The sequence below is a fragment of the Vibrio sp. B1-2 genome (assembly GCF_963888445.1).
In the GTDB taxonomy this organism is placed as follows: domain Bacteria; phylum Pseudomonadota; class Gammaproteobacteria; order Enterobacterales; family Vibrionaceae; genus Vibrio; species Vibrio anguillarum.
Genome location: NZ_CAWPJH010000020.1, coordinates 1 through 15,823, shown reverse-complemented (window position 1 = coordinate 15,823; position 15,823 = coordinate 1). Strand labels below are relative to the sequence as shown.

The window sequence follows — 15,823 nt, the reverse complement described above, 5'->3', positions numbered from 1 at the left end:
AGGGTTGGTTCTATATAAGTCATTCTAATCATCCTTGTTATTGCTTAGATGATCAGATCATGAAACATAAAATTAGTTCAAAAAAATCCCCAAGCAGAGGCTTGGGGATTTGTGTATAAGAGACAGAGCTTAGGCTTCCCTTTTTGTTTGACGTGACCCTTAGTACATTTCCCTTGCTAATCCTGCTTCGTTTCTGTACTATTTGCCGTCCTTAATTCTCGGTCTTTTTTTTTCGTTCCTTGCTTCCTATGGACGACCGAGCCAAACCTGGAAGCTGAATAATCCGTAAGGAGCAACCGATGCGTCATTATGAAATCGTATTCATGGTGCACCCAGATCAAAGCGAGCAAGTTGCTGGCATGATCGAGCGTTACACTGGTTCTATCACTGAAACTGGCGGTACTATCCACCGTCTAGAAGATTGGGGTCGTCGTCAAATGGCTTACCCAATCAACAAGCTTCACAAAGCTCACTACGTTCTTATGAACGTTGAAGCTGACCAAGCTGTGATTGATGAGCTAGAAACTGCTTTCCGTTTTAACGATGCAGTTCTACGTAACATGATCATGCGTACTAAAGCTGCTATCACCGAGCCATCAATCATGCTGAAAGCTAAAGAAGAGCGTTCTAAGCGTGATGAAACTCGTTTCGATGCAGACGCTGAGTAATTGATTTGATGACCAATCGGATGGAGTTGAGTGGCACTGTCGCAAAACCTCCCATTCGAAGCCAAAGTCCTGCGGGTATTGAACATTGCCGTTTCTGGCTTGAACATAGCTCAACAGTGATAGAAGCTGATTTACCGAGACAAGTCTATTGTCGTATGCCGGTAGTCGTCAGTGGGCAGAGGTCAACGAATCTCACTCAACACTTAGTACAAGGCAGCACCATAACCGTAAGTGGCTTTGTCGCTTACCAAACTAGCCATAATGGCGTAGGTAAATTGGTGCTACATGCCGACCACATTACTCAAATTTAAGATCAGGAGATAGCCCATGGCTCGTTTCTTCCGTCGTCGTAAATTCTGCCGTTTCACTGCAGAAGGCGTACAAGAGATTGATTACAAAGATGTAGCAACTCTTAAAAACTACATAACTGAAGCTGGTAAAATCGTACCTAGCCGTATCACTGGTACTAGCGCTAAATACCAACGTCAGCTAGCTCGTGCAATCAAGCGTTCTCGCTACCTAGCTCTATTGCCATACACTGATAAACATCAGTAATTGGCACCGTTTATTAAGAAAGAGGATTAATCAATGCAAGTTATTCTACTTGATAAAATCGGTAACCTAGGCAGCCTTGGCGACACTGTAAGCGTGAAATCTGGTTATGCTCGTAACTTCCTTATCCCACAAGGTAAGGCTGTAATGGCAACTAAATCTAACGTTGAAATGTTTGAAACTCGTCGTGCTGAACTTGAAGCTAAAGTTGCTGAGCAACTTGTTGCATCTCAAGCTCGTGCTGAACAAGTTAACGCTCTTGAAGCTGTTGTTATTACTTCTAAAGCAGGCGATGAAGGTAAACTATTTGGTTCTATTGGTACTCGTGATATCGCTGACGCTATTACAGCGGCAGGTGTTGCAGTATCTAAGAGCGAAGTTCGTCTACCTGAAGGTGCTCTACGTAACGTAGGTTCTTTCGAAGTGAGCATCCAACTTCACTCAGAAGTGTTTGCAACTGCGAAAATTCAAATCGTTGCTGAATAATTTCAGTCTTCGGATGAATTGAAAACACCAGCCTTGGCTGGTGTTTTTTTTTATCTTCAAACTACCTAGAAACGAAACTGTAAACTAAATGAAGTGACGCTATCGGCTTTACTTAGTCCTGCTGGAACCTTATCGTGGTATTGGCGAGACAAGTTCACTTTCAACGCAATCGAATCAGTAATGTGATTGGTTAAAATGAGTTCGCTATCGGTTCTGATATTACTTTCTCCTGCGACAAGAGTCAGTTCAGAGGAGATGGTTAAATTATCGAAAGTTGCCCAAACACCTTTTAAGTTACCACGAAATATGACTTCTTCGACTGTATTTGCAAATACAATATCTGTACTTGATATCTCATCTAGGTTGGGTTTTTGGTAACGAAAACCGGGCCCTATTTCAATCTCTAATAGCAATATGTCGGTATTCATCAATTGGTAACCCATTCCACCAGATAGCGTATAGTCTTTGAAATAGGCGCTGTATTTCGAATCAACACCGTTAAAGTTTGCGTATAGATAGGCTTTTGAAGCTAACTTATAGTCACTTTGCAGCGAATAGTTTGCCTGCCGCTTATTCTCTTTTCCATTTTTATCAAGACGATACAATTTCCACTCACCATTGGTTCGATGGCGACCTGTTATGTATTCTGTCTTGACTCGTGAATTTAATGACTCTGAATCAGTATTACCTGAGTGGGCTTGGTAACCCAATTCGACTTGGCTATTCCAAGGAGAAGGAACTTCGATTTCCGTATCGTTTTTAAGATCCTCATTAGCATAAGCTGCACTCATCGCGAACAGGCTAAAACTAAGAAACCAAATTTTGGACACGAAGCACCCCTAAAGTGAATAAAAAATAGTGGGCGAAATAGTAGGTGTAGGGCGGTTCTGTTTGGTCAGCATGAGGTTAATTCTCTACGAGATAAACACAAAGTTTCGTTTACATAATTACAAATGATCTATTCTGGCTATAATGGTCGGTCATTAGATAGTATTGAGCGAAGTCATGGCTGCACCACGAACAGATCAACGAAATCGTAAACCGTTTGACGCACAAGTCGACGCAATTAAAGTTCCTCCACATTCGATCGAAGCTGAGCAATCAGTGATTGGAGGCTTGCTATTGGATAACGAACGTTGGGATACGGTGGCTGAGCGTGTGGTCAGCAAAGACTTCTATAGCCGTGCGCATCGTTTAATTTTTGATGCAGCTAAATCGATTTTGGAAGCCAGTAAGCCGCTCGATCTTATTACATTATCTGAGTATCTTGAGCGTCGCGAACAGCTGGAAGATGTCGGCGGTTTTGCCTATTTAGCGGATTTGGCGAAAAATACGCCCAGTGCGGCTAACATTAATGCTTATGCTGAAATCGTAGCGGAACGAGCATTGGTGCGTAACCTCATCGGTGTTGCCAATGAGATTGCGGATGCAGGTTATGATCCGCAAGGGCGCAGTTCGGAAGATTTGCTCGATCTGGCTGAAAGTAAAGTGTTCGCCATTGCTGAGGAGCGTACCAGCGAAAATGAAGGCCCGCAGAATGTTGATTCGATTTTAGAAAGAACTTTAGAGCGTATCGAACTGCTGTATAAAACACCACAAGATGGCGTCACGGGCGTGAATACGGGGTTTGCTGATCTCAATAAGAAAACGGCTGGTTTACAAGGTTCTGATTTGATCATTGTGGCTGCTCGCCCTTCTATGGGTAAAACGACGTTTGCCATGAACTTGTGTGAAAACGCGGCCATGGAGCAAGAAAAACCGGTTCTTATCTTCTCTCTTGAGATGCCGGCTGAACAAATCATGATGCGTATGTTGGCATCGCTTTCTCGCGTTGATCAAACCAAAATTCGTACTGGGCAGTTGGATGATGAGGATTGGGCACGAATTTCATCTACCATGGGTATTCTCATGGAAAAGAAAAATATGTACATAGATGATAGCTCAGGCCTAACGCCTACCGAGGTTCGTTCTAGAGCTCGTCGTATTGCGCGCGAGCATGGCGGCTTGTCGCTCATCATGGTTGACTACTTGCAGTTGATGCGAGTTCCTTCGCAATCGGATAACCGTACTTTAGAAATTGCGGAGATCTCTCGCTCGTTAAAAGCACTGGCTAAAGAATTGAATGTGCCTGTGGTGGCTTTATCGCAGCTTAACCGTTCGTTGGAGCAGCGCGCCGATAAACGCCCAGTCAACTCCGATTTGCGTGAATCCGGTTCGATAGAACAAGATGCCGATTTGATCATGTTCATCTATCGCGACGAGGTGTATCACCCTGATAGTTCGTTAAAGGGTATCGCAGAGATTATTATAGGTAAGCAACGTAACGGCCCGATTGGTTCTGTACGGTTGACCTTCCAAGGGCAGTATTCCCGTTTTGATAATTATGCAGGCCCTGCATTTGACGATGAGTAATTTGATGAGCTACATGAAAGCGGCAACCGCCTGCATCGATCTCGATGCGTTAAAGCACAACCTACAGCGAGTAAAACAGCAGGCACCAAACAGTAAAATTATGGCGGTGGTCAAAGCAAATGGTTATGGTCATGGGCTTCGGCATGTTGCGAAACATGCACTGGGCGCGGATGCATTTGGCGTGGCGCGCATTGAAGAAGCGCTGCAACTAAGAGCGAGCGGTGTGGTAAAACCTATCTTGTTGCTTGAAGGTTTTTATTCTCCGATGGATCTTGCTGTATTGGTGACCAATAACATTCAAACCGTTGTTCACTGTGAGGAGCAGTTAGTCGCCTTAGAGCAAGCTCAATTAGATGTCCCAGTCAATGTTTGGTTGAAAATCGATAGCGGAATGCATCGTTTAGGTGTGCGCCCAGAACAATACCCCGATTTTTTAGAACGTTTGCAAGCGTGTAAAAACGTAGTGAAGCCATTGCGTTATATGAGTCATTTTGGTTGTGCCGATGAACTCGATAAATCAACCACTTCTGAGCAAATTGAGCTATTTTTAGCAATGACAAAAGGTCATGAGGGTGAAAGATCACTTGCTGCCTCCGCTGGTTTATTAGCTTGGAAGCACAGCCAGTTAGAGTGGGTTCGCCCAGGTATTATTATGTATGGCGTTTCTCCTTTTGATGATAACTCGGCGCAAGCGCTGGGTTATCAACCTGTAATGACATTAAAATCACACTTGATCGCAGTGCGTGATGTTAAAGCGGGAGAGAGTGTCGGCTACGGTGCCACTTGGACAAGCTTGCGTGACACTAAGGTTGGTGTTATCGCAATTGGCTATGGCGATGGCTATCCTCGTACTGCACCCAATGGAACTCCGGTTGTTGTCAATGGGCGTAAAGTGCCGATTGCAGGGCGAGTTTCAATGGATATGCTTACGGTCGATCTCGGTCCACAAGCCTGCGATAAGGTGGGGGATGAGGTTATTTTATGGGGAAAAGAGCTACCAGCAGAAGAAGTGGCCTCTCACATCGGCACGATCGCTTACGAGTTAGTGACGAAACTCACTTCTCGTGTTGAGATGTCGTATCAATAAAGCCAGAGTATGCACCCATTAGGTTTACCTGACCTAACTCAATATGAGAGCGGGTAAGCTGCGTCATAATGGCGCTCACAAAACGAATAACGACGTGTTGCCTTCCAAATATAGGCAGTCGATACCATTTTCTTTTTTTGCTCAATCGGGGATTCCATCATTTTGAAACAGAGTTTAGGAATGATAGGAATAAAACCTACTGTCACATCGGGATAGATACCATGTTGAAAAATATCAATCCAACGCAAACCAACGCTTGGAAAGCACTGACTGCGCATTTTGAATCAGCGCAAGATATGGACCTTAAATCGCTTTTTGCACAAGATGCACAACGTTTCGATAAATTCTCGACTCGTTTTGGTTCAGATATTCTTGTTGATTACTCAAAAAATTTGATCAACGAAGAGACCTTACAACATTTACAAGCACTGGCGAATGAGACTGAACTAAAGTCAGCCATCGACGCTATGCTGCAAGGCTGCGCGATCAACCAAACTGAAGGCCGTGCCGTACTGCACACTGCGTTACGCAACCGCAGTAACACACCGGTCATGGTTGATGGTGAAGATGTGATGCCAGCCGTGAATGCGGTACTTGAGAAGATGAAATCGTTTTCTGAACGAGTGATTTCTGGTGAATGGAAAGGTTACACTGGTAAAGCGATTACCGATATTGTCAACATTGGTATTGGTGGTTCAGACCTTGGCCCATACATGGTCACAGAAGCACTTGCGCCGTATAAGAATCATCTTAATCTTCATTTCGTTTCTAACGTTGATGGAACACACATCGTTGAAACGTTGAAAAAAGTCAATCCAGAAACCACGCTATTTTTAGTGGCTTCAAAGACGTTTACTACCCAAGAAACCATGACCAATGCACATACGGCTCGTGATTGGTTCTTAGCGGAAGCAGGCGATGAAACTCATGTTGCAAAACACTTTGCGGCGCTGTCGACTAATGCGAAATCAGTCGCTGAGTTTGGTATTGATACAGACAACATGTTCGAATTTTGGGATTGGGTCGGTGGACGCTACTCACTATGGTCAGCGATTGGTCTATCCATTGTATTGGCTGTAGGCTATGACAACTTTGTGGAACTGCTGTCCGGCGCGCATGAGATGGATCAACATTTTGTGGCGACACCTTTTGAGCAAAATATTCCTGTGATCCTAGCCTTGATTGGTATTTGGTATAACAACTTCCACGGCGCCGAATCAGAAGCGATTCTGCCTTATGACCAATACTTACATCGCTTTGCCGCTTATTTCCAACAGGGCAATATGGAATCAAACGGTAAATACGTAGATCGTAACGGTCAAGCGGTAACTTACCAAACGGGTCCAATCATTTGGGGTGAGCCCGGTACTAATGGTCAACACGCCTTTTATCAATTGATCCACCAGGGAACAAAATTGATCCCGTGTGATTTTATTGCGCCAGCGCTCAGCCATAACCCAGCGGGTGATCATCACCAAAAATTGATGTCGAACTTTTTTGCTCAAACAGAAGCGTTAGCGTTTGGAAAAACGCAGCAAACCGTTGAAGCTGAGCTAAAAGCGGCGGGCAAATCAGCACAAGAAATGGCGGCAATCGCACCATTTAAAGTGTTTGAAGGAAACCGCCCAACCAACTCAATCTTAGTTAAGCAGATCACGCCACGCACTTTGGGCAACCTGATTGCGATGTACGAGCATAAAATTTTCGTACAGGGTGTTATTTGGAATATCTTCAGTTTCGATCAATGGGGCGTTGAGCTTGGTAAGCAGTTAGCAAACCAAATTCTGCCTGAGTTAGCCGACGATGCTCAAGTGAGTTCACACGACAGCTCAACCAATGGTTTGATTAACGCGTTTAAGACATTTAAAGCGTAATGCGTCAAAACCTTACTTGGATGTGAGTAAGGTTTTATCCAAATAAAAAAGGTTGATACTTAACGGTATCAACCTTTTTTTCTTTAATGAAAGAGCTTACTCGAAACAGATTTCGATAAAAGCGTTACCCCACTGAGAGGTAAACGGCATGATAATAATTGCACCTTCGCATTTATGACGAATCGTGTGGCCTTTTCCTGAGACAACAACCGGAGTTGCCATATCAAAGTCAAAACCACTCTCGGCAAGAATACGTTTAGCTCCGCCTGTCACCATGTTGGTGATTTCGCCGACCATATCTGTCACTTCTTCATTGAGACCGTTGGGGCGTTCACCTAACATATTTTGCATGATTTCCAATGCTAGACTTTCATCAAAAGTAATAGACATGGAACCGCGGCTTTGACTACCAACCATACCAATCAAGCCAGAGACATCACCACGGGCAATCTCATCTTTCTTTACACGAGGTTTCTGTGGCTTCAACTCTAATGAAGCCATCGTTTTTAACACGTTCATTAAAGAAGCTAAAAACGGGTTTACAAATTCAGCGCGCATAACCTTCTTCTACTGTTTTTATACTTTCAGACTTGAGGAACACGTTTGGCAAACACCATGAGATTCAATAACGTGATTAACGATGTTAAAACCGTGTTTCTCAGCGTTGCTTGCTAGCAAGGCTATCAGACTATCATCTTGAAGTTCAATAACATTGCCACATTTGTCACAAATTAATAGGTGTGAGAAATGCTTATTAGCATTACAAGAGCAACATGAAATAAAGCTATTTGTTGACTCCACTCTATGAATAAAGCCTTGTTCTAACAAAAAGTCCAGAGCACGATACACCGTTGGTGGTTTAGCTTGGGGCTCGCTTTGCTTTAAATCTTCAAGCAATTCATAAGCACTGGATGCTTTTTTGCTTGAACAAATCAGTTCAAACACTCTCTTTCGTTGAGAAGTTAGTCGTACTCCTCTCGCTGCGCATAGTTCTTCTATTTGTTTCGTTAGCTTGTGGTCCAAATTCATCACCATAACCATTGGACTTTAATAATAATATACTATTTCCAGATTAATAGCCTTGTAGCCTACAACATTTTCTGGAGTTAGTTAGCGATGTGATCGTTGTTTGCAACGAAAATAGTACTTAAATTACCTTATATCGATGCAAAACGATACAGAAGAAGAACTGTTGGCGCTATAAACTCGAAGCGATTACAATGCCAAACTTTGTTTTTGGCTGTAAGTTTAGCCATTGAAACTGACTGAATTGGGATATCTAAATCATGACTCACCCTTGTAGGCTATCAGTAGCACCGATGCTCGATTGGACAGATCGCCACTGCCGATACTTTCATCGTTTGCTGTCCTCGCAAACGTTACTGTATACCGAGATGGTCACGACAGGCGCGATCATTCATGGTAGAGGGGACTTCTTGGCTTACAACGAGGAGGAACACCCAGTAGCGTTACAATTGGGTGGTTCAAATCCACAAGATCTCGCTCATTGTGCCAAACTCGCCCAGCAGTACGGGTACGATGAAATCAACCTCAATGTAGGTTGTCCGTCCGATCGCGTCCAGAATGGTCGTTTTGGTGCTTGTTTAATGGCTGAGCCGCAACTGGTGGCGGATTGCGTTGCAGCGATGAAATCAGTAGTTGATATTCCGGTAACCGTAAAGACGCGTATTGGTATTGATGACATGGATTCTTATGAATTTTTGACTGATTTTATTTCATTGGTATCAGAGAAAGGGGGCTGTGAACAGTTTACTATTCATGCGCGTAAGGCGTGGCTTAGTGGTTTGAGCCCAAAAGAGAACCGTGAAATACCGCCGTTAGATTACTCACGGGCATATCAGCTGAAAAAAGATTTCCCACATTTAGTCATTGCTGTGAATGGCGGTGTCAAAACCTTAGCTGAAGTCAGTGAGCATTTACAGCATCTTGATGGCGTAATGATTGGACGGGAAGCTTATCAAAGCCCTTATTTGTTGGCGGAAGTGGATCAGACCATTTTTGGTATGGATACGCCGATTAAAAAACGTTCTCAAATTATTGAAGAGATGTTTCCTTATATTGAACGTCAATTAGCTCAGGGGTCTTACCTTGGCCATATTACCCGCCATATGTTAGGTATGTTCCAAAATATGGCAGGTGCTCGTCAATGGCGACGTTATATCAGTGAGAATGCGCATAAGCCCGGTGCGGGAATTGAAGTCGTGCAAGCGGCATTAGCAAAAATTCCGAAAGAGTTGAATGTGTAAAAATTACCAACTTAAGTGGTGATTTTTACCAATAATAGAAAGGCTAAATGACTCGGTGTTATTTGGCTTTTTTTATTGAAATAAATATTGCTTTTCAAGTGCTTGATTGGCCAAGAAACTGTGATTTTTTTAGTCTTGACTTGAAATCAGAGGTGGTGATAACAAGTTGGCTCGATATCTGCTAGTGGTAAGAGAAACGGAGGAAAGCATCATGTTTGAACTTATTTTCTTATTGGTTTTTATTGCAACTTTATTGGCGACAGGCATCACTTTGGCGACTGTGTTTATTGCGACGATCATGGGCTTTATAGTATTGGCATTACTAGGCATGATTGGAGTGATGTTTAAGCTACTACCTTGGATCATTGTGATTGTTTTGGGGGTCTGGTTCTTCCGTCATGTGGTATACACCCCTCGCTAATGTGGCAGTCAACGAAATGTTAACTCACTTCAGGAATATGCTACTATCGCGTTCAATTAAGAACATGCATTAGTAGCGAATAAATAGGGAGCAATAGGGATGAATAAACCAATTTGGTTAGCGTTGGTCAGTGTGGCAATGATGATGTCAACCGCATCGGTTCAAGCAGAATCATTTTATCGTGGAGAAGTTGGCGCTGACATGTGGTGGGGCAGCACTAAAATCGACAATACTCGTCGTGATGATGTGAAGACACCTTCAATCCACGTTGCTTTTGAGCATCAGCTACCTTATTTGCCCAATGCGAGTATTCGTTATACAACGCTTGAGGCGGATTATGCATCCTTTGATAAATACGACTATACCTTGTATTACAATCTGTTAGAGCGACAGTTAATGTCGTTCGATGCGGGTGTTACATTCACTCAATATAGTGGTTCTCAGTATCAAGCACCAGATAGCTTGAAGTACAGTTTTGATAAGACGACTTTTAACTGGTATGCCTATGCCACAATTAAAATTCCCAATACCCAAGTTGATGTGATTGGGCAGTTTGATTTTGGTGATAGTGGCGGAATTAAAAGCGCAGATGTACTAGCGGGTTTGCAGTATTCCATACCTATTCGTGCTGGCAATGTCGCATTGCGTGGCGGCTATCGTGTGATTGATCTTGAATTCACCGAACTTGACCCAAAAACGAAAAACTCATTTGTCTTTGTTGATGGTTGGTTCTTGGGGGCTGAATTTCAATTTTAAGTATCGATTCGATACTTACGCGCTAAATGCATTTTCCATAAAACGCTACCTCTACAAGGTGGCGTTTTTTATAACTGATAATTATATTATTGTGCAATTTCTTAGCAGAATAAGCAAAATGTACCATGCTTAATTCACGAGTGAATAATGTGAAAATGGTGTGGTGATGACGATTACCGAGTTAAGGGACTTGTATCGTGAGAACAAGCTTATCGAAGCCATTATTGAACCTTCTTTCCAAGAAGGGCATTGGATAGTCGAGTTTCGGCATTGCCGTGGTGGGTTCGTGCTATTAACCGATTCTCAGGGTGACGAATGCCAGTATACCGATCTGGATCTTGCCTCTAAATCGGCTATGGAGGTGGGTTTTAAGCAAGTTCGAGTCGAGTCTAAATGAGAGAATTAAGCGTAATGCCTACTTCCAAAAAGTTATAAAACATACTTATCTATTCTTTCTTGTTATTAAAGAGAGTGGTTAATCTATTGTCACGCAATGAATAGGGAAGTCGTGACCATGTCTTCAGGAAATACCATACCCCAAGAGCTAGCCAGTTTAGCTAGCCCACTCAATGACGCGCAACTGAACGGATTGCAGCGTACTATTTCAGAACTTTCCCCGCAGCAGCTTGCTTGGGTTAGCGGATATTTTTGGGGCCTCAGTCAGTCTCAAGCATCAAGTATTTCTACTTCCAGCTCACAAGCAGCCACTTTAGTATCAATGGAGCCTGCGACTCAATTAACCATTATTTTCGCTTCTCAAACAGGAAATGCAAAAGGCCTTGCTGAAGGATTGGAAAGAGAAGCTCAGGCTGCCGGTATCGCGGTTCAATTATTCGATGCGAGTGATTACAAGGGCAAAGATCTTGCGAAAGAAACGCATGTTATTTTTGTTGCATCGACCAATGGCGAGGGCGAAGCCCCTGACAATGCATTAGCGCTGCATGAATTTTTACAATCCAAGAAAGCGCCGAAATTACCTCACTTGCAATATGGTGTGATTGGCTTAGGTGACTCCAGTTATGAATTTTTCTGCCAAACGGGTAAAGATTTTGATGCATTTTTAGAGCAGCTTGGTGCCAAACGTTTTATTGAACGAGTGGATTGCGACGTTGATTACGAACATCAAGCCGCCGAGTGGAAAGCCAAAGCATTAGCAGTGGTAAAAGAAGCTTTTGCAAGTACGCCTGCGCAAGTTGTGCAATTACCCGTGAGTCAAACCACGAGTCATCTATCTCAATACAGTAAGCAAAATCCTTACAGTGCGACTTTACTGACGAGTCAAAAAATTACTGGGCGAGATTCAGGAAAAGAGGTGCACCACATTGAAATTGACTTGGGTGAGTCAGGTATAACGTATCAGTCTGGGGATGCGCTTGGAGTATGGTATGAAAACGATACAGAGTTAGTCAATGCCGTGTTATCTGCGACTGGGCTATCGGGTGTCGAAAGTGTTGAGGTCGATGGCGAAAGTTTATCCATCCATAGTGCTTTAATGCATAAATATGAAATTACGGCTGCAAATCCTCAGATGGTGACCAAGTTTGCTGAGTTATCTGGTTGTACGAAACTGCTTGAGCTGGTGGAGGATAAAGAGAAGCTCAGATTGTATGCGAGCCATCATCAAGTGATTGATGTACTGCGAGAGAAGCAAACTAAACTGACGGCCCAAGCGCTACTCTCTTTATTACGTCGTTTAACGCCGCGTCTTTATTCTATCGCATCAAGTCAAAGCGAAGTTGAAGATGAAGTGCATCTTACCGTCAGCATTGTTCAGTATACACACCAAGATGAGCACCGTTTTGGGGGAGCGTCCAGTTACCTTGGCCAGCGCTTAGAAGAGGGCGACAAGGTAAAGGTTTTCATTGAACACAATAATAATTTCAAACTACCGCAAGATGATAACGTGCCTATTATCATGATTGGTCCTGGCACCGGAATTGCGCCATTTCGTAGCTTTATTCAAGAGCGTGATAACCGTGAAGCAAAAGGAAAAAACTGGCTGTTTTTTGGTGATCGTACATTTACTCAAGATTTTCTCTATCAAGTTGAGTGGCAAAAATATCTGAAATCCGGTGTGCTGAGTCGTCTAGATGTGGCGTTTAGCCGTGATCAGCATGAGAAAGTCTACGTTCAGCATCGATTACTTGAACAATCCGAACTGGTCTGGCAATGGATTCAAAACGGTGCGTATCTTTATGTCTGTGGTGATGCAACGCACATGGCGAAAGATGTGCATGATGCACTAATTGTTATTGCACAGCAGCAAGGTGGGTTATCACGTGAACAGGCAGAGACATATATCAACGATCTGCGCAAAGCAAAACGTTATCAAAGGGATGTGTACTAATGAGCACCAAACAACAATCTAATCATCAAGAAGTATTAGGACAAGAGCTAGGCCCATTGTCAGATAACGAGCGCTTGAAACGTGAAAGTCACTTTTTACGTGGGACGATCGAGCAAGATCTGCAAGATCACATCACAGGTGGCTTTAGTGCTGACAACTTTCAGTTGATTCGCTTTCATGGCATGTATCAACAAGACGATCGCGATATTCGTAACGAACGTGCAAAACAAAAGTTAGAACCTCTGCACAATGTGATGTTACGTGCGCGCATGCCTGGCGGGATCATCACACCGAAACAATGGCTAGCGATAGATAAATTTGCAACTGAGCACAGCCTATATGGCAGCATTCGTTTAACCACTCGCCAAACCTTTCAGTTTCACGGGGTATTGAAGCCTAACATTAAATTGATGCATCAAACGTTAAACAGCATTGGTATTGATTCGATTGCCACCGCGGGTGATGTGAACCGTAACGTACTGTGTACGTCCAATCCTGTGGAGTCTGAACTGCATCAGGAAGCTTACGAATGGGCGAAGAAGATTTCGGAACATCTGTTACCTAAAACGCGCGCTTATGCCGAAATTTGGTTGGATGGTGAAAAACTAGAAACTACAGATGAAGAGCCGATTTTAGGTAATAACTACTTACCGCGTAAGTTCAAAACGACAGTGGTTATTCCGCCCCAAAACGATGTGGATGTACATGCCAACGATTTAAACTTTGTTGCGATTGCCGAACAAGGTCGGTTAGTTGGTTTTAATGTGCTGGTGGGTGGCGGCCTAGCCATGACGCACGGTGATACTTCTACTTACCCGCGTCGTGCTGATGATTTCGGATTTATTCCTTTGGATAAAACCTTAGAAGTCGCCGCCGCTGTGGTTACGACTCAGCGTGATTGGGGAAACCGGTCTAATCGTAAAAATGCAAAAACTAAATACACACTCGATAGAGTGGGCGTCGATGTGTTCAAAGCCGAAGTTGAAAAGCGTGCTGGTATTGAGTTTGCGGTCAGCCGCCCTTACGAGCTCACAGAACGTGGTGATCGGATTGGGTGGATTGAAGGCATCGATGGTAAGCATCATTTAACACTTTTCATCGAAAATGGTCGTTTACTCGATTTCCCTGATAAACCGCTAAAGAGTGGTGTGGCAGAAATTGCTAAAATCCACCAAGGTGATTTTCGTATGACGGCCAATCAAAACCTCATCGTAGCGGGAGTACCTGCTGTACAAAAAGCTACGATTGAGCAGATTGCGCGTCAGCATGGTTTGATCAATGACAATGTGAGTGAGCAACGTAAAAATTCGATGGCGTGTGTCTCTTTCCCTACATGTCCATTAGCTATGGCTGAGGCGGAACGTTTCCTCCCTCAATTTGTAACGGATGTAGAGACGATCCTACAAAAACATGCGTTACCTAAAGAAGAAAACATTATCTTACGTGTCACAGGTTGTCCGAACGGATGTGGCCGAGCCATGTTGGCTGAAATTGGTTTAGTTGGTAAAGCTCCCGGTCGCTACAACCTACATCTTGGCGGCAATAGAGCGGGCACACGTGTGCCTAAAATGTATAAAGAAAACATTACCGATAAACAGATCCTAGAAGAAATTGACCATCTAGTCGGCCGCTGGGCGCTAGAGCGTCAATCCAATGAGGGTTTTGGCGATTTCACCATTCGCACCGGCATTATAGAAGAGGTGATCATCTCTAAGAGAGATTTCTATGCTTGAAGTGCCAGTAGTTCCTAAATTGTCCGAGTTATTGGCGCTAACTAAAGTAGAGCAAACGTTACGCCTTGCCCCATTAAATGCTTATCTCGAAACGTTAACAGCGCAGCAGCGAGTGATGTGGGCGATTGAGAATCTAGAAGGAACCCATGCGCTTTCTTCTAGCTTTGGCATTCAAGCCGCATTGATGCTGCATCTGGTTTCTAGCGTAAAAAGCGATATACCAGTGGTATTGACGGATACGGGCTATTTGTTTCCTGAAACATATCAATTTATTGACCAGCTCACGGAGCACCTAAATCTCAATCTGCATATCTTCAGCGCTACGATAAGTCCATCATGGCAGGAGGCGCGTTACGGTAAACTTTGGGAACAAGGTGTTACTGGCATTGAACAATACAATCACCTTAATAAAGTAGAACCGATGCGAAGAGCGTTAGATGAACTAAATATTGGTACTTGGTTTTCTGGCCTACGCCGAGAGCAATCACAATCGCGGGCGACATTACCTATTTTAGCGATTCAAAATGGTGTGTTTAAATTCCTACCTGTGATTGATTGGACAAATAAAGATGTACATTATTATCTGCAAGAAAATCACCTGCCGTATCATCCATTATGGGAGCAAGGTTACCTTTCAGTTGGTGACACTCATACCACTCGTAAATGGGAACCGGGAATGAATGAAGAAGAAACGCGTTTCTTCGGCTTAAAAAGAGAGTGTGGTCTTCATGAAGAGAATAACTAAGGAGATGATGCAGGTATTTAATCTTCTACATAGTGTAAAAAAGAAATGAGTGAAACGGAAAAAGCGTCTGAAGGCGCTTTTTCTACGTTTGAAAAGATAAAAATTACAGCCAATGTGCATAACTCTGTGGGTAACATGTTTACTTGATCTTAGTAAAATTGAATAAATAAGGCTTTGAGCAGTAATTTGGTGATTAAGCGCTATTTTTGCAATTTTTATAAAATAACGCTTGCCAACGTGACGGCGATCTCTATAATGCGACCTCACTGACACGGCACAGCCAGTAAGGGTTCAAGCCCAACCAGCAGCCAATCAGTAGGTCAAATCGGTAAGACGAAATAATTTAATAAAGTGTTTGACACTTTTCATTATCTCGCTAGAATGGCCGCCTCTTCAAAGGAAGCCTCGGCAACCCAGCGAAGAACGCTCTTTAACAATATAAACCTATCAATCTGTGTGGGCACTCGTTGATGAT

At 43.4% G+C, this 15,823-nt stretch carries 17 protein-coding genes; 14 read left to right on the top strand and 3 right to left on the bottom strand.

Features of this window, described 5'->3' with window-relative positions; translation table 11 throughout:
- Nucleotides 1-299: 299 nt before the first annotated feature.
- Genes rpsF through rplI form a run of 4 tightly spaced genes read left to right on the top strand, consistent with a single transcriptional unit; the run spans nucleotide 300 to nucleotide 1,706 of the window.
- Nucleotides 300-668, top strand: coding sequence for a 30S ribosomal protein S6 (gene rpsF, locus AACQ75_RS08220; RefSeq protein WP_013857919.1), 369 nt, complete (start codon nucleotides 300-302; stop codon nucleotides 666-668).
- A gap of 8 nt (nucleotides 669-676) precedes the next feature.
- Nucleotides 677-979 carry a primosomal replication protein N gene (priB, locus tag AACQ75_RS08215; protein WP_170889823.1) on the top strand — a complete coding sequence of 101 codons (303 nt, stop codon included), beginning with the start codon at nucleotides 677-679 and terminating at the stop codon, nucleotides 977-979.
- Between the two features lie 16 nt (nucleotides 980-995).
- Nucleotides 996-1,223 carry a 30S ribosomal protein S18 gene (gene rpsR / locus AACQ75_RS08210; RefSeq protein WP_000090472.1) on the top strand — a complete coding sequence of 76 codons (228 nt, stop codon included), beginning with the start codon at nucleotides 996-998 and terminating at the stop codon, nucleotides 1,221-1,223.
- Between the two features lie 33 nt (nucleotides 1,224-1,256).
- Nucleotides 1,257-1,706, top strand: coding sequence for a 50S ribosomal protein L9 (gene rplI / locus AACQ75_RS08205; RefSeq protein ID WP_013857917.1), 450 nt, complete (start codon nucleotides 1,257-1,259; stop codon nucleotides 1,704-1,706).
- Between the two features lie 65 nt (nucleotides 1,707-1,771).
- Here the strand turns inward: rplI and AACQ75_RS08200 are convergent, their stop codons facing one another.
- Nucleotides 1,772-2,536 carry a DUF481 domain-containing protein gene (locus AACQ75_RS08200; RefSeq protein WP_013857916.1) on the bottom strand — a complete coding sequence of 255 codons (765 nt, stop codon included), beginning with the start codon at nucleotides 2,534-2,536 and terminating at the stop codon, nucleotides 1,772-1,774.
- 175 nt (nucleotides 2,537-2,711) lie between these two features.
- Here AACQ75_RS08200 and AACQ75_RS08195 point away from each other — a divergent pair, with 175 nt between their 5' ends.
- From AACQ75_RS08195 to pgi, 3 genes are all read left to right on the top strand, one after another.
- Nucleotides 2,712-4,118 (top strand): replicative DNA helicase, encoded by a 1,407-nt coding sequence (locus tag AACQ75_RS08195; RefSeq protein ID WP_013857915.1) that lies wholly within the window; start codon nucleotides 2,712-2,714, stop codon nucleotides 4,116-4,118.
- A 13-nt stretch (nucleotides 4,119-4,131) separates the two neighbouring features.
- Nucleotides 4,132-5,205 (top strand): alanine racemase, encoded by a 1,074-nt coding sequence (gene alr / locus AACQ75_RS08190; RefSeq protein WP_197056815.1) that lies wholly within the window; start codon nucleotides 4,132-4,134, stop codon nucleotides 5,203-5,205.
- A 221-nt stretch (nucleotides 5,206-5,426) separates the two neighbouring features.
- On the top strand, nucleotides 5,427-7,079 hold the full coding sequence (gene pgi, locus AACQ75_RS08185) for a glucose-6-phosphate isomerase (RefSeq protein ID WP_029388348.1): 1,653 nt from the start codon (nucleotides 5,427-5,429) through the stop codon (nucleotides 7,077-7,079).
- A gap of 96 nt (nucleotides 7,080-7,175) precedes the next feature.
- Here pgi and AACQ75_RS08180 read toward each other — a convergent pair whose 3' ends face one another.
- Together AACQ75_RS08180 and zur are read right to left on the bottom strand one after the other, a co-directional pair.
- Entirely contained in the window at nucleotides 7,176-7,637 is a 462-nt protein-coding gene (locus AACQ75_RS08180; protein ID WP_017043302.1) for a chemotaxis protein CheX, read from the bottom strand.
- Nucleotides 7,638-7,655: 18 nt separating this feature from the next.
- Nucleotides 7,656-8,114, bottom strand: a complete 459-nt coding sequence (gene zur, locus AACQ75_RS08175; protein WP_017043301.1) for a zinc uptake transcriptional repressor Zur — start codon at nucleotides 8,112-8,114, stop codon at nucleotides 7,656-7,658.
- Nucleotides 8,115-8,365: 251 nt separating this feature from the next.
- On the opposite strand from zur, the gene dusA reads away from it, so the two are divergent.
- From dusA to AACQ75_RS08140, 7 genes are all read left to right on the top strand, one after another.
- A complete protein-coding gene (gene dusA / locus AACQ75_RS08170) occupies nucleotides 8,366-9,346 on the top strand; it encodes a tRNA dihydrouridine(20/20a) synthase DusA (protein WP_170889822.1) in 981 nt (326 codons plus the stop codon).
- Nucleotides 9,347-9,557: 211 nt separating this feature from the next.
- Nucleotides 9,558-9,767, top strand: a complete 210-nt coding sequence (gene pspG / locus AACQ75_RS08165; RefSeq protein ID WP_029190027.1) for an envelope stress response protein PspG — start codon at nucleotides 9,558-9,560, stop codon at nucleotides 9,765-9,767.
- 99 nt (nucleotides 9,768-9,866) lie between these two features.
- A complete protein-coding gene (locus AACQ75_RS08160) occupies nucleotides 9,867-10,523 on the top strand; it encodes a TIGR04219 family outer membrane beta-barrel protein (protein ID WP_019282801.1) in 657 nt (218 codons plus the stop codon).
- Between the two features lie 166 nt (nucleotides 10,524-10,689).
- Entirely contained in the window at nucleotides 10,690-10,920 is a 231-nt protein-coding gene (locus tag AACQ75_RS08155) for a hypothetical protein (protein WP_038149123.1), read from the top strand.
- 96 nt (nucleotides 10,921-11,016) lie between these two features.
- On the top strand, nucleotides 11,017-12,870 hold the full coding sequence (locus AACQ75_RS08150; RefSeq protein WP_170889821.1) for an assimilatory sulfite reductase (NADPH) flavoprotein subunit: 1,854 nt from the start codon (nucleotides 11,017-11,019) through the stop codon (nucleotides 12,868-12,870).
- Complete coding sequence (gene cysI, locus AACQ75_RS08145) at nucleotides 12,870-14,603, top strand: assimilatory sulfite reductase (NADPH) hemoprotein subunit (RefSeq protein ID WP_088720751.1); 1,734 nt, start codon at nucleotides 12,870-12,872, stop codon at nucleotides 14,601-14,603. The genes AACQ75_RS08150 and cysI overlap by 1 nt, the downstream gene beginning before the upstream one ends.
- Nucleotides 14,596-15,348, top strand: coding sequence for a phosphoadenylyl-sulfate reductase (locus tag AACQ75_RS08140; protein ID WP_017046209.1), 753 nt, complete (start codon nucleotides 14,596-14,598; stop codon nucleotides 15,346-15,348). The genes cysI and AACQ75_RS08140 overlap by 8 nt, the downstream gene beginning before the upstream one ends.
- Nucleotides 15,349-15,823: the final 475 nt, after the last annotated feature.